The organism is Streptomyces sp. NPDC052299 (genome assembly GCF_040679335.1).
Lineage (GTDB): Bacteria > Actinomycetota > Actinomycetes > Streptomycetales > Streptomycetaceae > Streptomyces.
On sequence record NZ_JBFAUP010000031.1, the window covers coordinates 14,428 to 34,605 of the forward strand.

20 protein-coding genes and 1 pseudogene are annotated in these 20,178 nt (G+C 71.2%); 4 read left to right on the top strand and 17 right to left on the bottom strand.

Translation table 11 applies throughout. From position 1 onward, the window contains the following. The first annotated feature begins 174 nt into the window (after positions 1-174). From AB0L33_RS33150 to AB0L33_RS33160, 3 genes are all read left to right on the top strand, one after another. Positions 175-1,719, top strand: coding sequence for a molybdopterin-dependent oxidoreductase (locus AB0L33_RS33150; protein WP_365687326.1), 1,545 nt, complete (start codon positions 175-177; stop codon positions 1,717-1,719). Between the two features lie 105 nt (positions 1,720-1,824). Beyond that, on the top strand, positions 1,825-2,472 hold the full coding sequence (locus AB0L33_RS33155; RefSeq protein ID WP_365687301.1) for a fasciclin domain-containing protein: 648 nt from the start codon (positions 1,825-1,827) through the stop codon (positions 2,470-2,472). A 230-nt stretch (positions 2,473-2,702) separates the two neighbouring features. Next, complete coding sequence (locus AB0L33_RS33160) at positions 2,703-3,092, top strand: SPW repeat protein (RefSeq protein WP_365687302.1); 390 nt, start codon at positions 2,703-2,705, stop codon at positions 3,090-3,092. A gap of 56 nt (positions 3,093-3,148) precedes the next feature. Here AB0L33_RS33160 and AB0L33_RS33165 read toward each other — a convergent pair whose 3' ends face one another. From AB0L33_RS33165 to AB0L33_RS33220, 12 genes are all read right to left on the bottom strand, one after another. After that, positions 3,149-5,983 carry a DEAD/DEAH box helicase gene (locus tag AB0L33_RS33165; protein WP_365687303.1) on the bottom strand — a complete coding sequence of 945 codons (2,835 nt, stop codon included), beginning with the start codon at positions 5,981-5,983 and terminating at the stop codon, positions 3,149-3,151. A 44-nt stretch (positions 5,984-6,027) separates the two neighbouring features. Next, complete coding sequence (locus tag AB0L33_RS33170; RefSeq protein WP_365687304.1) at positions 6,028-6,936, bottom strand: diacylglycerol kinase; 909 nt, start codon at positions 6,934-6,936, stop codon at positions 6,028-6,030. Between the two features lie 17 nt (positions 6,937-6,953). Further along, positions 6,954-7,904: a twin-arginine translocase subunit TatC gene (gene tatC, locus AB0L33_RS33175; protein WP_365687305.1), complete on the bottom strand. Its 951-nt coding sequence runs from the start codon at positions 7,902-7,904 to the stop codon at positions 6,954-6,956. Between the two features lie 51 nt (positions 7,905-7,955). After that, positions 7,956-8,243: a Sec-independent protein translocase subunit TatA gene (tatA, locus tag AB0L33_RS33180; protein ID WP_365687306.1), complete on the bottom strand. Its 288-nt coding sequence runs from the start codon at positions 8,241-8,243 to the stop codon at positions 7,956-7,958. A gap of 229 nt (positions 8,244-8,472) precedes the next feature. Then, a complete protein-coding gene (locus tag AB0L33_RS33185) occupies positions 8,473-8,670 on the bottom strand; it encodes a hypothetical protein (protein WP_365687307.1) in 198 nt (65 codons plus the stop codon). Between the two features lie 14 nt (positions 8,671-8,684). Beyond that, on the bottom strand, positions 8,685-8,963 hold the full coding sequence (locus tag AB0L33_RS33190; RefSeq protein WP_365687308.1) for a hypothetical protein: 279 nt from the start codon (positions 8,961-8,963) through the stop codon (positions 8,685-8,687). Positions 8,964-8,979: 16 nt separating this feature from the next. After that, a complete protein-coding gene (locus AB0L33_RS33195) occupies positions 8,980-9,936 on the bottom strand; it encodes a WYL domain-containing protein (RefSeq protein WP_365687309.1) in 957 nt (318 codons plus the stop codon). Positions 9,937-9,950: 14 nt separating this feature from the next. Next, positions 9,951-10,904: a WYL domain-containing protein gene (locus tag AB0L33_RS33200; protein WP_018103750.1), complete on the bottom strand. Its 954-nt coding sequence runs from the start codon at positions 10,902-10,904 to the stop codon at positions 9,951-9,953. Between the two features lie 112 nt (positions 10,905-11,016). Continuing rightward, positions 11,017-11,388, bottom strand: coding sequence for an FKBP-type peptidyl-prolyl cis-trans isomerase (locus AB0L33_RS33205; protein WP_365687310.1), 372 nt, complete (start codon positions 11,386-11,388; stop codon positions 11,017-11,019). Positions 11,389-11,431: 43 nt separating this feature from the next. Next, positions 11,432-12,391, bottom strand: coding sequence for an FKBP-type peptidyl-prolyl cis-trans isomerase (locus AB0L33_RS33210; RefSeq protein ID WP_365687311.1), 960 nt, complete (start codon positions 12,389-12,391; stop codon positions 11,432-11,434). Between the two features lie 143 nt (positions 12,392-12,534). Continuing rightward, positions 12,535-13,896: a Pup--protein ligase gene (gene pafA, locus AB0L33_RS33215; protein ID WP_073967929.1), complete on the bottom strand. Its 1,362-nt coding sequence runs from the start codon at positions 13,894-13,896 to the stop codon at positions 12,535-12,537. A gap of 9 nt (positions 13,897-13,905) precedes the next feature. Continuing rightward, the gene (locus tag AB0L33_RS33220) at positions 13,906-15,165 is read right to left on the bottom strand and encodes an MFS transporter (RefSeq protein WP_365687312.1); all 1,260 of its coding nucleotides are present in this window, start codon (positions 15,163-15,165) and stop codon (positions 13,906-13,908) included. Between the two features lie 131 nt (positions 15,166-15,296). Between AB0L33_RS33220 and AB0L33_RS33225 the strand changes: the two genes are divergently transcribed. Then, the gene (locus AB0L33_RS33225) at positions 15,297-16,322 is read left to right on the top strand and encodes a LacI family DNA-binding transcriptional regulator (protein WP_365687313.1); all 1,026 of its coding nucleotides are present in this window, start codon (positions 15,297-15,299) and stop codon (positions 16,320-16,322) included. A 51-nt stretch (positions 16,323-16,373) separates the two neighbouring features. Here the strand turns inward: AB0L33_RS33225 and prcA are convergent, their stop codons facing one another. The 5 genes and pseudogenes from prcA to dop all read right to left on the bottom strand — a co-directional run bounded on the left by prcA (position 16,374) and on the right by dop (position 20,171). Beyond that, entirely contained in the window at positions 16,374-17,198 is an 825-nt protein-coding gene (gene prcA / locus AB0L33_RS33230) for a proteasome subunit alpha (protein ID WP_365687314.1), read from the bottom strand. Positions 17,199-17,261: 63 nt separating this feature from the next. Then, positions 17,262-18,110 carry a proteasome subunit beta gene (gene prcB / locus AB0L33_RS33235; RefSeq protein ID WP_365687315.1) on the bottom strand — a complete coding sequence of 283 codons (849 nt, stop codon included), beginning with the start codon at positions 18,108-18,110 and terminating at the stop codon, positions 17,262-17,264. Then, positions 18,062-18,204: pseudogene (locus AB0L33_RS33240) on the bottom strand (endonuclease domain-containing protein); the annotation flags it as partial. The gene prcB and the pseudogene AB0L33_RS33240, both read right to left, overlap by 49 nt. A gap of 106 nt (positions 18,205-18,310) precedes the next feature. Next, complete coding sequence (locus tag AB0L33_RS33245; RefSeq protein WP_018103742.1) at positions 18,311-18,529, bottom strand: ubiquitin-like protein Pup; 219 nt, start codon at positions 18,527-18,529, stop codon at positions 18,311-18,313. Positions 18,530-18,659: 130 nt separating this feature from the next. Further along, positions 18,660-20,171 carry a depupylase/deamidase Dop gene (dop, locus tag AB0L33_RS33250; protein WP_365687316.1) on the bottom strand — a complete coding sequence of 504 codons (1,512 nt, stop codon included), beginning with the start codon at positions 20,169-20,171 and terminating at the stop codon, positions 18,660-18,662. Positions 20,172-20,178: the final 7 nt, after the last annotated feature.

The following is a 20,178-nucleotide window of genomic DNA, read 5'->3' on the forward strand; positions in this document are numbered from 1 at the left end:
GATGCCTCTCTGGAAGTGGTTCGTTGCGGGCGGCTCGGCGGATTGGCGTAATCCGGCGTTCACTCGATCAGGTGACAGACCAATCCGGCGGGCGCCCGGCACCGAATTCCCGGCGTGAGTGAAGAGCTGAACGATCCGGAGACCGGGGCCGCCGCGCCCCGGCGGTCCCGCGCGCTGCGGGCGGCCTGTGCCGCGCTCAGCGGCGTGATCGCCGGGTTCAGTGCGCTGGCCGTCGCCGAACTGGCGGCGGCGCCGGTGCGGCCCGAGGCGGGTCCGGTGACGGCGGTGGGCGGTGCGGTGATCGACCGCACTCCCCCGGCGCTGAAGGACTTCGCCGTACGGAACTTCGGGACCGACGACAAGCTGGTCCTGGAGCTCGGCATCCTGGCCGTCCTGGCGCTGTTCGCCGTGGCGGTCGGCCTGCTGGCGCTCCGTCACCGGCTCGCCGGGTCGGCGGCCGTGCTGGTCTTCGGCGCGGTCGGGGCGACGGCGGCGGTCGGGCGGCCGGAGGGCCGGGTCCCGGACGCGCTGCCGTCGGTGGTGGGCGCGCTGGCGGGTGCCGGGGTGCTGTATCTGCTGTCCGGGCGGCTGGCCCCGGCCCGCCCGGCCGGGGAGCGGGCCGCCGGGGGCTTCGACCGGCGCGGGTTCGTCGTCGCGGCGGGTGTCGCGACGGTGGCCTCCGCGGGGGCGGGGCTGCTGGGGCGGCGGCGCACCTCGGCCGTGCGGGCCGACGCCGAGGCGTCCCGCCGCAAGCTGAGGCTCCCCGCGCCCGACTCGCCCGCCCCCGCCCTGCCGTCCGGCGCGGAGCTGGGCGTCCGGGGGCTGAGCCCGTTCGTCACGCCCAACAAGGACTTCTACCGCGTCGACACGGCCCTGGTCGTGCCGAGGGTGGACGCCGGGGCGTGGCGGCTGCGGATCCACGGGAAGGGCGTGCCCCGGCCGGTGACGCTCACCTTCGACGACCTGCTGCGCCGGAAGGCCGTGGAGCGCGACATCACGCTCACCTGCGTCTCGAACGAGGTGGGCGGGCCGTACGTGGGCAACGCCCGGTGGCTCGGTGTGCGCCTGGCCGACCTGCTGCGGGAGGCGGGGGTGCGGGCCCCGTCCGAGGGCGGGCCGGCCGACCAGCTCGTGGCGCGTTCGGTGGACGGCATGACGCTCGGCACCCCGGTCGAGGACGTCATGGACGGTCGCGACGCCCTGCTCGCCTTCGGCATGAACGGGGAGCCGCTGCCCTTCGAGCACGGCTTCCCGGTCCGGATGGTCGTCCCCGGGCTGTACGGATACGTGTCGGCCTGCAAGTGGCTCAAGGACATCGAGCTGACCACCTTCGACGCGTACGACGCGTACTGGGTGAAGCGGTCCTGGTCCCGGCGGGCGCCCGTCAAGACCCAGGCCCGCATCGACACCCCGCGCCCCTTCGCCTCACCCGGGGCGGGCACGGTGCCGGTCGCCGGGGTGGCCTGGGCCCAGCACCGCGGGATCAGCCGGGTCGAGGTCCGGGTGGACGGCGGCCCGTGGCACCCGGCCCGGCTGGCGGCGCCGGGTGGCCGGGACATCTGGCGCCAGTGGGTGTGGGAGTGGCCGGCCACCCCGGGCAGCCACACCCTGGAGGTCCGCGCGACCGACGGGACCGGCGCCACCCAGACCGCCCGGCGCGCCGGCACCGTGCCGGACGGCGCCACCGGATGGCACTCGGTGGTGGTCGACGTGTCCTGAGCACGCGGTCCCGCCGCCCCCGACATGTGCGCCGCCGCCCGGGCCGCGCACACCCCATGCCAATTACCGTACGCAATCAATCGATTACCCCAACAGGAGAACACCATGAAGGTCATCCACGCCCGCCGCGCCGCGGTCGCGCTGTCCGCCGCGCTCGTCCTGCCGCTGGCCCTGACGGCCTGCTCCGACGACTCCAAGGACAGCGCCTCCGGGCCGAGCGCCGGCTCCGCGAAGGCGCCCGCCTCGCCGTCCGCCGAGAAGTCCATGGACACGGACAAGCCCTTCGGCCCCGCCTGCGCCTCGGTCCCGAAGAGCGGCGCCGGGTCGTTCACCGGCATGGCGAAGGACCCCGTGGCGACGGCGGCCTCGAACAACCCGGCGCTGTCCACCCTGGTCACCGCGGTCAAGAAGGCCGGACTGGTGGACACGCTCAACAACGCGCAGAACATCACCGTGTTCGCCCCGACCAACGACGCCTTCGCCAAGGTCCCGAAGGCCGACCTGGACAAGCTGCTGGCCGACAAGGACGCGCTCACCAAGGTCCTCACGTACCACGTGGTGGGCCAGAAGCTGACGCCGAAGCAGCTGGAGAAGGGCTCCTTCGAGACCCTGGAGAAGGGCGCGCTGACAACCTCGGGTTCGGACATGACATACACCGTGAACGACTCGTCAAAGGTCGTCTGCGGCAACGTCCCCACGGCCAACGCCACGGTCTACATCGTGGACACGGTCCTGATGCCGCCCGCGGCCTGATCAGTTCCTCGCGGTGGGCCGGGCGGCCCACCGCGAGGGCCGGTGCGGATCCCGCGGAATCCGGTCGCCCCGAACCCGCACATAAGCGTCGGATAAGAGCAGACTGGACAGTGCGGGCCACTTCCCGCGCGTGACGGTGACCGGGTCCGCATGATCCGAAGGGGACGAAACTCATGTCAAACGTCTCGCACGTCGGCCACGACATGGCCGGACACCCCGATGTATCGGAAATGAGTGACCGCTACGCCCGCGTGATGGGCGGCCGCGACGTGGCACTCGTGGACGCGCCGGTCTTCCTGGTCGGTCTGTACTGCGCCGTCTCTCCGTGGGTGCTGCACTTCACCACCTCGCAGTCCGCCCTGGTGACGCACAACCTGGTCATGGGCATCGCGATCGCCCTGCTCGGCCTCGGGTTCACCGCGATGCCGCAGCGGATGTACGGCCTGAGCTGGGCCATCTGCGCCATGGGTGCGTGGATGATCATCTCGCCCTGGGTGGTGGGCAGCAGCCCGGACACCGGCGTCATCCTCAACAACGTCATCATCGGCGGACTGACCGCCCTGCTCGGACTGGTCTGCGCGGGCGCGTCGATGAAAATGAGCCGAGGCGGCAGGTCCTAGAAAGGGAGCCGCACAGAAGCCGACCGGACCGCGCGCCCGGCCGGCTTCCGCGTGTCTCAGCCCAGCGAGCTGTACGCGACCACGCCCCGCAGCACCTCGTCGACCGCCTTCCGGGCGCTCCGCGCCACCGTGCTGTTCTCGCGCGGCGCGGCGGCGGCCACCTGGCCCAGCACGTCGATGACCTGCTTGCACCAGCGCACGAAGTCGCCCGCCGGCATGTCCGCCTCGCGCAGCACCTCGTCCAGCGAGCGGCCCGACGCCCACATGTACACCGCCCAGGCGAATCCGAGATCGGGCTCGCGCTGGCCGACCCCCTCCGCCTGGTTGATCTTGAAGTCCTCCTCCAGGGAGTCGAGCCGCCCCCAGATGCGGACCATCTCGCCGAGCGCGGTCCGCGCGGGCCCCGAGGGCAGCTTCGGCGCCACCGCGTCGTCGGCCTGCCGCGCCTCGTACACCAGGGCGGAGACGCACGCCGCGAGCTCCGCCGCGTTCAGCCCCTCCCAGACACCGGCGCGCAGGCACTCGCTCGCCAGCAGGTCGAGCTCGCCGTAGAGCCGGGCCAGCCGCTTCCCGTGCTCGGTGACCTCACTGCCGCGCAGGTAGTCCAGCTCGGTGAGCAGGGCGACGATCCGGTCGAAGGTGCGCGCGATGGTGTTGGTGCGCCCCTCGATGCGGCGCTCCAGCTGCCGGGTGTCGCGCTGGAGCCGGTAGTAGCGCTCGGCCCAGCGGGCGTGGTCCTCGCGCTCGTCGCAGCCGTGGCAGGGGTGGGCGCGCAGCTCGGCCCGCAACCGCGCGATCTCGCGGTCGTCGGCGGCGGGGGCGCGCCCGCGGCGGTGCCGGTCCGGGACGATGTGCCCGGCCTTGGTCCGCAGCGCGGAGGCCAGGTCCCGGCGCGACTGCGGCGAGCGCGCGTTGAACGACTTCGGCACCCGCATCCGCTCCACGGCCTCCACGGGCACCGGGAAGTCGATCGCGGCGAGCCGCTTCACCTGCCGCTCGGCGGTGAGCACGAGGGGGCGGGGCCCGTCGTGGTACTCCATGCCGCGGTGCCCGTGCCCGTTGGTGCGGCCGGCCGGAAGCCCCGGGTCGAGGACGAGCGCGAGTCCGGCGAACTTGCCGGTCGGCACGTGGATGACATCGCCGGGCTTCAGCTTCTCCAGGGAGGCCGCGGCGGCGGCCCGCCGCTGCGTCGCGCCCTGCTTGGCCAGCTCCGTCTCCCGATCCTTGAGGTCGCGGCGCAGCCGCGCGTACTCCTCGAAGTCGCCGAGATGGCAGGTCATGCCCTCGCGGTAGCCCTCCAGGCCCTCCTCGTTGCGCTGGACCTGGCGGGAGATCCCGACGACCGACCGGTCCGCCTGGAACTGCGCGAAGGAGGTCTCCAGGAGCTCGCGCGAGCGGTGCCGCCCGAACTGCTGGACCAGGTTCACGGCCATGTTGTACGAGGGGCGGAAGCTGGAGCGCAGCGGATACGTGCGGGTGCCGGCGAGTCCGGCGAGGGCGCCCGGGTCCATGCCGCGCTGCCAGAGCACCACGGCGTGGCCCTCGACGTCGATCCCGCGCCGTCCGGCCCGGCCGGTGAGCTGGGTGTACTCGCCGGGGGTGATGTCGGCATGCTGCTCGCCGTTCCACTTGACGAGCTTCTCCAGGACCACCGAGCGGGCGGGCATGTTGATGCCGAGCGCCAGGGTCTCCGTCGCGAAGACGGCCTTGACGAGGCCGCGGACGAACAGCTCCTCGACGATCTCCTTGAACCTCGGGAGCATCCCCGCGTGGTGCGCGGCGATGCCCCGCTCAAGGCCCTCCAGCCACTCGTAGTAGCCCAGGACGTGCAGGTCCTCGGACGGGATGGACGCCGTCCGCTCCTCCACGATCTCCCGGACGAGCCGGCGGTTGTCGTCGTCGTTGAGCCGGAGCCCGGCGTGCAGGCACTGCTGGACGGCCGCCTCGCAGGCGGCCCGGCTGAAGATGAACGTGATCGCGGGGAGCAGCCCCTCGGCGTCCAGCCGGTCGATGACCTCGGGACGGGAGGGCGTCCAGATCCGGCTGCGCTGGCGCCGCTCGCGCTCGCGGTCCGCCTCGCGGACCATCTTGCCGCGGCGGCGCTCGCGGGGGTTGTACCCGCGCTGGTTCTCCATGCGGGCGAGGCGGACGAGGTCGGGGTTGACCTCCCGGCGGCCGGTGCCGCGGCCGCCGTGGTCGGACTCCTCCTCGAAGAGGTCGTACATCCGTCGCCCGGCCAGCACGTGCTGCCAGAGCGGGACGGGCCGCTGCTCGGAGACGATCACCTCGGTGTCGCCGCGCACGGTGTCCAGCCAGTCGCCGAACTCCTCCGCGTTGGACACGGTCGCCGACAGGGAGACCAGGGTGACCGACTCGGGGAGGTGGATGATCACCTCTTCCCAGACGGCGCCCCGGAAGCGGTCGGAGAGGTAGTGCACCTCGTCCATGACCACGTGTCCGAGGCCGTTCAGCGCCTGGGAGCCCGCGTACAGCATGTTCCGCAGGACCTCGGTGGTCATGACGACGACCGGGGCGTCCGCGTTGACGCTGTTGTCACCGGTGAGCAGGCCGACCTTGTCGGAGCCGTAGCGCCGCACCAGGTCGGCGAACTTCTGGTTCGACAGGGCCTTGATCGGCGTGGTGTAGAAACACTTGCGGCCCTGCTCCAGGGCGAGGTGCACGGCGAATTCGCCGACGATCGTCTTGCCCGAGCCGGTGGGCGCGGCGACGAGCACGCCCTTCCCGGCCTCCAGCGCCTTGCACGCCTCGATCTGGTACGGGTCGAGATCGAAGTCGTACATCTCGCGGAACGGCCCGAGAGCGGTCGCCTGCTCGGCCGCCCGGAGCCGGGAAGCCTGGTAGCGCTCAGCTGGTGAGAGGTCCTCTGTCATCTTGTTGTCGAGCCTACCCGCCACCTCTGACAGTGACGCGATCTTTAATCGCCCATGGTCCGGGCTCCGAGAACCCGTACCGCCTTCGGCACGCAGGTGGCGGTCAGCGGGAGCGCGCCGAGCGGTTCGCCGTCCGCGTACGCGGTGACGCCGACGGCTTCGAGGGTGACCGAGGAGGCCCGGTGCACGGTGACGACGGGGTGGCTGAGGTGCGTCCCCCTGTACACCCGGGGGAAGACCTTGAGCAGGGTCGTGCGGCTGCACTCGCCGACCACCGTGATGTCGAAGAGCCCGTCGCCCATGTCCGCGTCCGCGCAGATGCGCATGCCGCCGCCGTACGAGGTGCCGTTGCCGACCGCGACGAGCGTGGCCCGTATCTCGCGTGCCGGTCCTCCGTCGAGCGTCATGCGGTACGTGACCGGCTTGAAGGCGGCCAGCTCGGCGAGGATCGCCAGGTCGTACTTGAAGCGGCCGCCCACCCAGCGCATCCGGTTGCCCCGGTCGTTCACCCGGGAGTCGAAGCCGGAGGCGAGCACGGAGCCGAACCAGCGCTCCCCGGCCCGCCCCAGGTCGGTCTCGCGCACCGGCGCCCGCCCCTTGAGCGCGTCGGCGGCGAGCCGGCCCGCCGCCTCCGGGTCGCGTATCGGCAGGCCCAGGGCACGGGCGAAGTCGTTGCCGGTCCCCACCGCCACCACGCCGAGCGGGGTGAGCGTCCCGGCGACCGCCTGGAGGGCCAGCGAGACGAGCCCGTCGCCGCCGACGGCCATGAGCGCGCCCGTTCCCCCGGCGACCGCCTCGCGCGCCCGGCGCAGCGCGTCACCGGCGTCCTCGCCGAGGATCGTGCGCACGGAGAAGCCGGCCTCCCGCAACGCGGAAGCGGCCGGCTGCGCGGCTCGCGCGCCCCGGCCGCGTCCCGCGGTGGGATTGACGAAGAGGGTGATCTCGCTGGTCACCCGGGGACCCTACAAGGTCAGGTGATGTCGTCGTAACCGTCGCGCAGCGAGGACCGGCCGCCGTCGGACTGGCCGGGCAGCGTGGGCGACGCCGACACGTGCTCCATCTCGCCGATGTCCTCGGGGGTGAGGTCGAGCTGCGACGCCTCGTCGTCGTCCAGATCGGCGTCGGGGTTGTTCCGCTTCCGGCGCCGGTCGTTGGCCAGGCAGATGCCGAGCGCGATGAAGTACAGCAGCACGATGGGCGCGGCCAGCGTGATCATCGTGAGCGGGTCGCCGGTGGGGGTCGCCACCGCGGCGAAGACCGTGATGCCCATGACCATGGCGCGCCACCAGGAGGCGAGCCGCTTGGCCGTGAGCACTCCGGTGAAGTTCAGCAGGATGAGCAGCAGGGGCAGCTCGAAGGCGAGACCGAACACGACCACCATGCGCGTCATGATGTTGAGGTAGTCGTCGACGGGCAGCAGGTTGGTCGTGTTGTCCGGGGTGAAGTCGAGCAGGACCTCGGCGGTCTTCGGCATCAGGACGTACGCGAGGGCGGCGCCCGCGAGGAACAGCGGCACGCCGCAGCCGACGAAGCCGAGCGCGTAGCGCTTCTCGTGCTTGTGCAGGCCGGGGGCGAGGAACGCCCAGAGCTGGTAGAGCCAGACCGGAGTGGAGAACACCACCCCTGCCATGAGGGAGACCTTGAGGGCGATGGAGAACGGGGCGACGAGGCCGTTCACCGTCATCTCGGCGCACGGGTGGCCGTTGGCTTGCGTCTTCTCGCCGTTGGCGCAGCCGACCGATTCCAGGATCGGCTTGATCAGGAAGTCGATCAGGTCCTTGTAGAAGAAGGCCGTGATCGACGTGATCACGATGATCGCCAGGACCGCGATCAACAGTCGGTTACGCAACTCTCGCAGGTGATCAGCGAGAGGCATCCGCCCCTCGCTGTCCTTCTCCTGCTTGCGGGCAGACTTGAGCAACCCACTTCCCTCGTCTCGTGCGGCGGCTGACGGAAGGGTCCGTCAGCGCGGTCAGCTCTGGGTGGTGGGCTTCGCTTCGCTCACCGGGCGGGAGCTCGTGACGTCACCGGGCGCGGCCTGGATCGTACGCGCCGCCTGCTGGGTGCCCTGGTCGGCGGGGGCGTCCGTGGTGGCGGTGGCCGTCGGCTCGTCGTCCTTCTTCATGGCCTTGGCCTCGCTCTTGAGGATGCGGGCCGACTTGCCCAGCGAACGGGCCATGTCGGGAAGCTTCTTGGCGCCGAACAACAGCAGGATGACAGCGATGATCAGTACGATCTCGAGAGGCTTCAGATTGCCCATGGTGTGCTTCCTTCTAGCTGAGGCGGCTGGAGGCGGGCTCGCTGCCCTTGAGTGGCGGATACACATCCGACCCTTCGCCGGCAGCGATCGTAACCCGCGGGAGTAAACGCGAGGCAATGCCCGTGCATACTTTCGAAGCGGCCCGCACCTCCCTGCCTGGGCCGTCCTGCAGCAGCGTACCTCCCGTGCCCCTGAAACAGGAGGCCGCGTCTACGGGCCCTCTAGGGCCTCAGGGCAGGGTGCTGCCCGTCGCGGCGAGCCGTTCGGCCGCTCGCTCCAGGTCGTCGGCTGCCCGGTTGATGCGCTCCGTGGTGCGGGTCACCTGGTGGCCGAGGCGCTGGGCCTCGATGAACACCCTGATGGCCAGCACGCCGAGTACGGCGATCCCGAGGAATCCCAGGGCGATGGCGAGCATGGGCCAGAACATGCGGGAAGTGCCTTTCAGGAGCCGGTGTGCAGACGCAGCGTGCGGACGCCGCCGCCGGTCAGGAGCTCCACTATCCGCTCCCCCGCCGGCTTGCGTACGCACGCGGCGCAGTCGGGGCAGGTGAAGGAGTAGAACGTGGTGCGGCTGGTCGCGCCGATCACCAGCCGGAACTCCGCCGCCGCCAGCTCGAACCGCGCGCGGCAGTCCGGGCACGCGGCCTTGAAGCGCGCCGACTCCGGCACCGCCACGGTGGGTACGGAGGCGCGGCCCGGCAGCGCGGACAGGTGGCCCATGGGTGCAGCCGTCCCTTCAGACCGTGCCGTCGTACGCGGCGAGCGCCGCCCGCGCCGCACTCCGCGCGCTTCCGGCCAGCTCCGGGGGCGAGACGATGCGCCCCTCCCGGCCGAGCCGCAGCGCGAGCCGGCGCAGCGAGGCCGGGTCCGGGGTGCGCAGGGTGATCCGCAGACCGCCATCGGGCCGTTCCTCCGCCCGGTCGTGCGGGTAGTACTCGGCGACCCAGCGGCCGCCCGGGCCGACCTCGATCACGACTTCCGGGTCCTCGGCGGCCGGCTGGACCAGGCCCTCGGACAGGTCCCGCAGCTCCAGCTCGGGCGGGGCGGCGGGCTCGTCCAGCAGCCGGATCTCGGCGACCCGGTCGAGCCGGAAGGTGCGCCGGTCCTCGGAGGAGCGGCACCACGCCTCCATATAGGTGTGCCCGACGGCGAACAGCCGGATCGGGTCCACCTCGCGTTCGGTGAGTTCGTCGCGGGCGGGCGAGTAGTAGCGCAGCCAGAGCCGTCGTCGCTCCGAGATCGCCCGGTCCACCTCGGCGAAGACGCCGCCCTCGGATTCGAAGGTGACCGAGAGCCGCGAGCTGGCCGCGCCCACCTCTCCGGCGGCGGTCTCCAGCTTGGCGGTGGCCCGCAGCAGCGCCTGCCGGTCGCTCTCGCGCAGTCCGGGCAGGGTCGCCACGGCGCGGGCGGCGACCAGCAGGGCCGTGGCCTCGTCGGCCGCGAGCCGCAGCGGTTCGGCGACGTCGTCCGCGTTGTGCCACCAGATGCGGTCGCCGTCGGTGTCGATGTCGAGCAGGTCGCCGCCCCGGAAGCTGGTGCCGCACATGGGCAGCACGTCCAGGTCGGAGATCAGCTCGTCCTCGGTGATCCCGAAGGCCCGGGCGACGTCCTGGACGTGGGCGCCGGGGCGCTCGCGCAGGTACGTCACCAGGGAGAGCATCCGGCGCGTCTGGTCGATGGCGTTCGTGGCCATGGAATACGGTCCCCTCAGTCCTTGGCCACGGCGCGCAGCCGGTCCACCACGTCGGCCCGCAGGTCCTCGGGTCCGGTGACGACGACGTCGGGCCCGAACTCCACGAGCCAGGCGTCCAGGCCGTGTCCGTACGGGATCTCCAACTCGTCCCACCCGTTCCCGAGTTCCCGGACCGACAGGGCGCGGGCGCGCAGCGGGTAGCCGGAGTCGGTGCGGAGCCTGATCAGGGCGGTCCGGGTGGCCGTCTCCCCGGCCCAGCTCTCCACGGTCTCGCGGACGGTGACCACGTCGGGGACCTCGGCGGTGAAGGCGCCGGCCCGGGAGCGCACCTTGCCGGTGATCCGGGAGAGCCGGAAGACGCGCTCGGCGCCGCGCTCCCGGTCCCAGCCGGCGAGATACCAGTGGCCGCGCCAGCACTCCAGGGTCCACGGCTCGACCTGGCGCTGCTCGGGCTGGGCGGCGTTGGCCTTGCGGTAGTCGAAGGTCACCGGGCGGCGGTCGCGGCAGGCCAGCATCAGGGGTTCGAAGGCGGCCTCGTGGACGGGGATGCGCGGTTCGAGGGCGCTGTGCACCTCATAGGCGTCCTCGGTCTCGGGCATCCCGGCGGCCCGCAGCTTCTGCAGGGCCCCGCTGGCCGCCCCGGCGAGGCGGGCCTGCTGCCAGACCTTGGCGGCCAGGCCGAGCGCGGCGGCCTCCTCGGCGTCCAGCGTGATCGGGGGCAGCCGGTTGCTGTCCCGGCGGGCGAGGTAGCCGGTGTCGCCGTCCAGGTTCTCCACGGTCTCGATGACCAGGCCGAGCTCGCGCAGATCGTCCTTGTCGCGCTCGAACATCCGGTTGAAGGCGTCGTCGGAAGCCGCTTCGAGGTAGGCCTCGATGGAGCCGCGGAGCTCGCGCTTGCTGAGCGGGCGCCGGGTCCCCAGCAGACACAGCGCCAGGTTCATCAGCCGCTCGGCCTTGGCAATCGCCATCGACGCCCTTTCCCTCGTGCTCTACGACGCTCGACCGTACCGCCCCGGGGTGTCCGGACAAAAGCGAGGGCCCGCACCTCGGGGTGCGGGCCCTGCTCGTACCTGCGCGGGATCAGACGGCGACCAGGTCGCAGACGAAGATCAGCGTCTCGCCCGGGGCGATCGCGTCGCCCGCGCCGCGGTCACCGTAGCCGAGGTGCGCGGGGATGGTCAGCTGGCGGCGGCCGCCGACCTTCATGCCCTGCACGCCCTTGTCCCAGCCCTTGATGACCTGGCCGGCACCGAGTTGGAACTGCAGCGGCTTGCCGCGGTTCCACGAGGCGTCGAACTCCTCGCCGGTGGAGAAGGCGACACCCACGTAGTGGACGGAGACGTACTGGCCGGGCTTGGCCTCCTCGCCCTCGCCCTCCCAGATGTCCTTGATCTCCAGATCGGCCGGCGGCTCGCCACCCGGGAAGTCGACCTCGGGCTTGTCGATGCTCACTGACTTTCTCCTCTTACAGATGAACTGGGCAACCGGGACAGTCTTACATCTTCGCCAGGAGGTCCACGGCGAAGACCAGAGTGGAGTTGGCCGGCACGCCCGACTGCTCCTTGTCACCGAGGCCCTGGTCCGGCGGCACGACCAGCAGCACCCGGCTGCCGATCTTCTTGCCGACCAGGCCGTCCTTCAGGCCCTTGAGGGTGACCTGCGCCAGCGGGAAGGTCTGCGTCTTGCCCGTGGTGTACGTGTTGTCGAACTCCTTGCCGTCCTTCCAGAGCTTGGCCACGTAGTTCACGACGACCGAGTCGGTCTCCTTGACCACGTCGCCCTTGGACTCCAGCACGTAGTTGGAGACCAGCTTCTTCGGCGGGTCGACCTTGCTCGGGATGGTCAGGCTCGGCGCCTTGCCGTCGGTGTTGGTGCCCACCTTCGGCAGGTCCTTGTTGTCCTGGGCGACGGCGGTGCCCTTGGCCGAGGCCGGGATCTGCTTCGCCTTCAGGATGTCCACGACGAAGACCAGGGTCGCGTTCGGCTTGATGTCGCCCTGGCCCTGGGCCCCGTAACCGAGGTCCGGCGGGATGACGAGCTGGACCCTGCTGCCGACCTTCTGGCCGACCAGGCCCTTGTCCCAGCCCTGGATGACCATGCCCGCGCCGAGCGTCAGATCGAACGGCTGCTTGCGGTCGAAGCTGTTGTCGAACGGCTTGGTGGAGTCGTAGGACTGGCCGAGGTAGTTGACCTGGGTCACGTCGCCGTTCTTCAGCTTCGCGCCGTCACCCTCGCTGATGACCTTGGTCTTCAGCTCCTTGGGCGGCGTACCCGTGCCCTTGGCCAGGGTGGGCTTCTCGCCGAACTTCGCACCCGCGGTGATGGCGGGGAAGCCGCCCTTGGAAGGGGCGGACGCGGAGGCGGAAGCGGAGTCGGAGCCCTTGTCGTCGCTGCCGCAGGCGGCTGACGACAACAGCAGCAGGGGGACGACGAGAAGGCCGGCAAGTCGGCGCACTGGTTCCTCAGATCTCAGACGGCATATGTGGGGGACACGCCCCGGGGGGTTCCGGGACCCCGCCACTCTAGGCCGTGCGAAGGGCCCCGTACGAGGAACGTACGGGGCCCGAGTCGCACCGGCGCCGGAGCGTGTCCTGCGCCTCACATACCCGCGATCAGCTTCTCCACCCTGTCGTCCACCGACCGGAACGGGTCCTTGCACAGCACCGTGCGCTGCGCCTGGTCGTTGAGCTTGAGGTGGACCCAGTCGACGGTGAAGTCCCGCCGCTGCTCCTGGGCCCGGCGGATGAAGTCCCCGCGCAGCCGCGCCCTGGTCGTCTGCGGGGGCACCGACTTGCCCTCGAAGATCTTCAGGTCGTTGCAGATGCGGGCGGCCTGCCCCTTGCGCTCCAGCAGGTAGTAGAGCCCCCGCCGGCGGTGGATGTCGTGGTAGGCGAGGTCTATCTGCGCGACCCGCGGATTCGACATGGTCATGTTGTGCTTGGCGCGGTACCGCTCGATGAGCTTGTACTTCATGACCCAGTCGATCTCGGTGTCGATCCGGTCGAGGTCCTCGGCCTCGATCGCGTCGAGCGTGCGGCCCCACAGTTCGAGGACGCGCTCGACGTTGCCCGTGCGGATGCCGCGGCGGTCCACGAAGTCCACGGCCTTCTCGTAGTACTCGCGCTGCACCTCTATGGCCGACGCCTCCCGGCCACTGGCGAGGCGGACCTTGCGCTGGCCGGTGGTGTCGTGGCTGACCTCGCGGATGGCCCGGATCGGGTTCTCCAGGGTCAGGTCGCGCATCACCGTGCCCGCCTCGATCATGCGGAGCACCAGGTCGGTCGCGCCGACCTTGAGCAGCATGGTCGTCTCGGACATGTTGGAGTCCCCGACGATGACGTGGAGGCGGCGGTAGCGCTCCGCGTCCGCGTGCGGCTCGTCACGGGTGTTGATGATCGGGCGGGAGCGCGTCGTCGCGGAGCTGACGCCCTCCCAGATGTGCTCGGCACGCTGGCTGACGCAGTAGACCGCGCCCCGGGGGGTCTGGAGCACCTTGCCGGCGCCGCAGATCAACTGCCTGGTGACGAGGAAGGGAATGAGGATGTCCGCGAGGCGGGAGAATTCCCCGTGCCGGGCCACCAGGTAGTTCTCGTGGCAGCCGTAGGAGTTTCCCGCGGAGTCGGTGTTGTTCTTGAAGAGATAGACGTCGCCGGCGATTCCCTCCTCGTGCAGGCGGCGTTCGGCGTCGACGAGCAGGCCCTCGAGAATGCGCTCGCCGGACTTGTCGTGGGTGACCAGCTCGGTCAGGTTGTCGCATTCGGGGGTTGCATATTCCGGATGCGATCCCACGTCGAGGTAGAGGCGGGCGCCGTTCCGCAGAAAGACATTGCTGCTGCGGCCCCATGACACAACACGGCGGAAGAGGTAGCGCGCCACTTCATCAGGAGACAGTCGGCGCTGTCCCCTGAACGTGCACGTGACGCCGTACTCGTTCTCCAGCCCGAAAATGCGGCGGTCCATGACTGAACATTACGCCTGATGGCCCGAGCTGAAACCGGGTTCGACAGCACCGTTTCGATCATTTTCCGATCCCCGCGCCGCTACGGCGGTACGGGCGGGAACCGTGAGCACCGGTCCGGTGGCCAGCAGAACGAGCAGCGCCGCCACTCCACCGGCCCCCGCGACCCCGAAGCTCCACGCCGTCCCGCCCAGCTCGACGGCCGGGCCGGCCACCGCGGTGCCCACGGCCGCGCCCACCCCGAAGGTCGTCACGAGCCACGAGAACGCCTCCGTCACCGTCCCGCGCGGCGCGTGCCGGTCGACCACGATGAACGAGCACGCGACGGCCGGCGCGAGGAACACCCCGGAGACGGCCGCCAGCACGGTCATCGCGACCGGTCCCGGCGTCAGCACCAGCGGCAGATAGCCGAGCGCGAGCAGTCCCACGATGACCCGCAGCCGCCGCTCCGGCGCCCCCGCCCACTGCCGCGCCCCGTACACCGCCCCGCCGATCAGCGCGCCGAGCCCGAGCGCCGCCATCAGCCAGCCGTACACCGACTCCCGCCCCTGGTCGTCGGCGTACGCCATCGCGGCCACGGTGATCGAGCCCAGCGCCAGGCCCACGAAGAAGAACGAGCCGAGCAGCGCCAGCAGCCCGGGCGAGCGCAGCGCGCCCAGCCAGTGCGCCTCGCGCGGGGCGGAGCGCCAGGCCCGCGAGGGCTCCGAGAGCACCACGGACAGCGCGCCGAGCACGCCGATCGCGTTGATGACCAGCAGCGCCGTGGCGGGCGACCAGAGGGCGACCAGGAGCGTCACGAGCAGCGGTCCCGCGGTGAACATGACCTCCTGCGCGACGGCGTCCATGGCGTAGGCCCGGTGCACCCGGTCCTCACCGCCCAGCACGCTCGGCCACAGCGCCCGCAGGCCGCCCTCCAGCGGGGGCGTGAAGAGACCGGCCACGGCGACCGCCGCGTAGGCGAGCGCCGGCGAGCCGGTCCCGGCCACGGCGAGGAGGGCCATGCCGAGTGCGGAGACGACGGCGGCGGGCAGTTGGACGCGCGGCTGTCCGTACAGGTCCACCGCCCGGCCGAGCAGCGGCTGCCCGACCGCCGTGGCCAGCCCGTACACCGCCGCGAGTGCGCCCGCGACGCTGTAGCTGCCGCCCTCGGCCCGGACGAACAGCACGATCGCGATGCTCGCCGTGCCGTTCGGCAGCCGCCCCACCAGAGTGCCCGTCAGCAGCCTGGCGGCGTGCCGCGCCCGGAGGATGTCCAGATATCCCGCGGCCATGTCCCGCCCCTCTCCCTCGGGTGCCTGTGCGGGCCTGCGAGGTTTTACGTATAACTTCCGGGTTCATACGTACCATGAGCCCGTCCGCAGGTCCACCTCACGGGCCTGAACCGACCGGCCCGGAGGCCCGCGTGACCAGCCCCGCACCACCCGGCCCGCCCCGGCCCACCAGCCGTGACGTGGCCCGCGCCGCCGGCGTCTCGCAGGCCACGGTCTCGTTGGTGCTCGGCGACAAATGGCGGGGCCGGGTCTCCGAGTCCACGGCGGGCCGGGTCCGCGACGCCGCCCGCGGTCTGGGCTACCGGCCGAATCTCGCCGCCCGCAATCTGCGCCTGGGCCACACCCGGACGGCGCTCCTGGTCGTCCCCGCCCTGACCAACGAGTTCTTCGCCCGGGTCTACACCGGGGCCGCCGCGGTCGCCGCCGAGCACGGCTTCGGGGTCGTCCTCTACCCCTCCCCCGACGGCGCCGGACCGGCCCGCGACCCTTTTCCGTCGGCCCGGGCCGCGCTGGACGGGGTCATCGCCTCCTCCATGGCCGCCGACGCGCTCGACGCCCTGCACGGCGCGGACGTCCCCCTCGTGATGCTGGACAGCGACCCCTCGGCGCCCGGGCCCGCCGCCCGGGTCAATCTGGACATCGCCGACGGGATGCGCCAGGTGGCCCGCCATCTGCTGGCCCTCGGCCACCGACGCTTCCTCCACCTCGCCTCGGCCGTCGACACCTGGACCTTCGCCTGCCGGGCGAACGCCCTGCAGGCGGAGCTGCGCCGGACCCCCGGCACCGAGGTCCGCACGGCGACCGCCGCGCTGGACGTGCGCGCGGGGCGGGACGCGGCCGAACGCGCGCTCGGGCTGCCCGGGTCCCGGCCCACCGCGATCGTCTGCGACGACGACATCCTGGCGGCGGGCGCGTGCAAGGCGGCCCGGCGGTTCGGGCTGCGGGTGCCGGACGACGTCTCGGTCACCGGCTTCGACGACCTGGCCCTGGCCACCGCGGTGGAGCCGGAGCTGACCACGGTCCGGCTGCCCGCCGTGCAGGTCGGCGAGCGCGGGATGGCCGCCCTGCTGGCGGTCCTGGACGGGCGGGCCGCCGAGCCGGGCAGCCTGCCGGTGCGGCTGGTGGTCCGGGGCTCCACCGCCCCGCCGCCCGCATGACGGAGCCCCGGTCCGCCTGGGGCGGGCCGGGGCTCGGCGGGCCGGAAGCCTTTACTCCACGTCGCCGCCGGAATCCGTCGTGCCGGTGTTCTTCGGGTCCGTCGTGGCCGTCGGGCCGTCCGTGGAGTCGCCGTCCTCCGCGTCGGACGGGGCGTCGGTCGGGGTCGACGCGGCGGCCTCCGCTTCGAGGAGCCGGGCCAGCTGGCGGCCGACGATCCGCTTGAACTTGCGCTGCTGCGGCCGCGTGCGGTCCAGGACCGCGACCTCCAGCCGGTCGGCGGGGATCTCCCGCTCGCTGCCGTTGGGGTCGCGGGACAGCGCCTGCACCGCCAGCTTCAGCGCCTCGGCGAGGGACATCCCGTCGCGGTGGCGCTGGTCCAGGAAGGTGCTGATCTGCTCCGCGTTGCCGCCGACCGCGACCGAGCCGTGCTCGTCCACGATCGAGCCGTCGTGCGGCAGCCGGTAGATCTGGTCGCCCTCGGGCTCGGCGCCCACCTCGGCGACCACGAGCTCCACCTCGTACGGCTTCTCGGCCGCGCTGGAGAAAATGGTGCCGAGCGTCTGCGCGTAGACGTTCGCCAGCCCACGGGCCGTCACATCGTCGCGGTCATAGGTGTAACCGCGCAGATCGGCATAACGGACTCCGCCGATGCGGAGGTTCTCGTACTCGTTGTACTTGCCGGCGGCGGCGAAACCGATCCGGTCATAGATCTCGCTGAACTTGTGCAGCGCACGGGACGGGTTCTCGCCGACGAACACAATTCCGTCGGCGTACTGCAGCACAACCAGGCTGCGACCGCGGGCGATGCCCTTCCGGGCGTATTCCGCCCGGTCGGCCATGGCCTGCTGAGGTGAGACATAGAACGGCGTCGACACCGGCTATCCGTCCCTTTCTGTCAGTGGCGGGAGCATCGAAGAAGGCTGGATACGAACGCGTGCTCAGAGCAGCGCGGCGCGCGGGCCGTCGGGCTGTTCCAGGCGGCGTTCCAGAATCGAGCGGGCGATCCCGGCGGATTCCGCGTCGGTCAGCTTCCGGAAGCCCTCGTCCGTGATGACGGTGACGATCGGATAGATGCGGCGGCCCACGTCCGGGCCACCCGTCGCCGAGTCGTCGTCCGCCGCGTCGTACAGCGCCTGCACGACCAGCGTGAGCGTCTCCTCCTCCGTGAGGTCCTCGCGGTAGAGCTTCTTCATCGAGCCCCGGGCGAAGATCGAGCCGGAGCCGGTGGACGCGTAGCCGACGTGCTCCTCGGAGCGTCCGCCGGTGACGTCGTAGCTGAAGATGCGACCGCGCTCGCGGTCGATGTCGTAGCCGGCGAAGAGCGGGACGACGGCGAGGCCCTGCATGGCCATCGCCAGATTGCTCCGGATCATCGTGGAGAGCCGGTTGGCCTTGCCCTCCAGGGAGAGCTGGGCCCCCTCCACCTTCTCGAAGTGCTCCAGCTCAAGCTGGAAGAGCTTGACCATCTCCACGGCGAGACCCGCCGTACCGGCGATGCCCACCGCCGAGTACTCGTCGGCCGGAAAGACCTTCTCGATGTCGCGCTGCGCGATCATGTTGCCCATGGTCGCCCGCCGGTCACCGGCGAGGACGACGCCGCCGGGGAAGGTCGCGGCCACGATCGTCGTGCCGTGCGGCGCCTCGACGGCGCCCTTCAGGGGCGGCGTCTGACGGTTGCCCGGCAGCATCTCCGGAGCCTGTTCGGACAGGAAGTCCATGAAGGACGACGATCCCGGCGTCAGGAAGGCAGCTGGTAGACGCCCGGTGCTACGAGTGTTGGCTTCCACGCGTTTCCCTCCAGGTATGCGATGGCCCTGCGCCGTATTGCAGTTGAAGCATTACGCCCCGGACCCTACCCGCCCGGTGGCGATGATCCACATAGAAGGTGCGGGCAATCGGACGGGGAGCGCGGTCCGTGCCCGCGGTGTGCGGCACGGGCGGTCCGCCCGTGCCGCACAGCCGCCGCCGGCCTCCGGCGCGGGGCCGGTTACTCGCCGCCCTTTTGTACGAATGACCTGACGAAGTCCTCGGCATTCGACTCGAGGACGTCGTCGATCTCGTCGAGGACGTCGTCCACGTCGTCGCTCAGCTTCTCCTGGCGTTCCTTGAGGTCCTCGGAGGCCTGCGCGTCCTGCGCCTGCTCCTCGACCTCCTCCGTGGAACGCGTCGCCTTCTGCTGTCCGCCGCCGGTGTCCTTGGTCGCCATCTAGCTCACCCCGCTCGGTTCGAAGCACTTGATCAGACCCTACCCATGGGGTCCGACATTGGCCCGGTACTTGTCTCAACGTCCGGAGGTCATCGGAATGATTCCCAGCCGGGAGCCCTTTCAGGCGCTTTCAGCCGCCCGAGAGGACCTGGACCAGCTCCTGCGCCGTGCGGCACCGGTCCAGGAGGGATTTCACGTGCTCCCGGGTGCCCCGCAGCGGCTCCATCGTGGGCACCCGCTGAAGGGAGTCCTGGCCCGGCAGGTCGAAGATCACCGAGTCCCAGGAGGCCGCGGCCACGTCCTCCGCGTACTGTTCGAGGCAGCGGCCGCGGAAGTACGCCCTGGTGTCCTCGGGCGGCGCCGTACGCGCGCGCTCGACGTCCCGCTCGTCCAGGAGGCGCTTCATCCGGCCGCGGGCCACCAGGCGGTTGTACAGCCCCTTGTCCTGGCGTACGTCCGCGTACTGGAGGTCCACCAGATGCAGCCGGGCGGCGTCCCAGTCCAGGCCGTCGCGGCGCCGGTAGCCCTCCATGAGCTGCCGCTTCGCGACCCAGTCCAGCTCCCCGGCCAGACTCATCGGGTCGTTCTCCAGCCGGTTGAGGGTGTCCTCCCACCGGCTCAGGACGTCCTTGGTCTGCTCGTCGGCGTCCGCCCCGTACCGTTCCTCGACGTATTTGCGGCCCAGCTCGTAGTACTCCATCTGGAGCTGCACCGCGGTGAGTGTCCGGCCGCTGCGCAGCGTGATCAGCTGCCGGAGTCCGGGGTCGTGGGAGACCTGGTGCAGGGTGCGCACCGGCTGGTCGACGGCCAGGTCCACGTTGATGAAGCCGTCCTCGATCATGGACAGGACGAGCGAGGTGGTCCCCAGCTTCAGATAGGTCGAGATCTCGGAGAGGTTCGCGTCGCCGATGATCACATGGAGCCTGCGGTACTTCTCGGCGTCCGAGTGCGGTTCGTCGCGGGTGTTGATGATGGGCCGCTTGAGCGTGGTCTCCAGGCCGACCTCGACCTCGAAGTAGTCGGCGCGCTGGCTGATCTGGAAGCCGTGCTCGCCGCCGTCCTGGCCGATCCCGACCCGTCCGGCGCCGGTGACCACCTGCCGCGAGACGAAGAACGGGGTCAGGTGGCGCACGATGTCCGAGAACGGGGTCTCCCGCTTCATCAGGTAGTTCTCGTGCGTCCCGTAGGAGGCGCCCTTGTTGTCGGTGTTGTTCTTGTAGAGGTGGATCGGCTGGGCGCCCGGGAGCTGCGCCGCGCGCTCGGCCGCCTCGGCCATGATCCGCTCGCCGGCCTTGTCCCACAGGACGGCGTCCCGGGGATTGGTGATCTCCGGGGAGCTGTACTCGGGGTGCGCGTGGTCGACGTAGAGCCGGGCCCCGTTGGTGAGGATGACATTGGCCAGGCCGATGTCCTCGTCCGTGAGCTGGCTGGAGTCGGCGGTCTCGCGGGCGAGGTCGAAGCCTCGCGCGTCCCGCAGCGGATTCTCCTCCTCGAAGTCCCAGCGGGCGCGGCGCGCCCGGTGCATCGCCGCCGCGTAGGCGTTGACGATCTGGGACGAGGTGAGCATGGCATTGGCGTTGGGGTGTCCGGGGACGGAGATCCCGTACTCCGTCTCGATGCCCATTACTCGCCGTACGGTCATGCGGCCC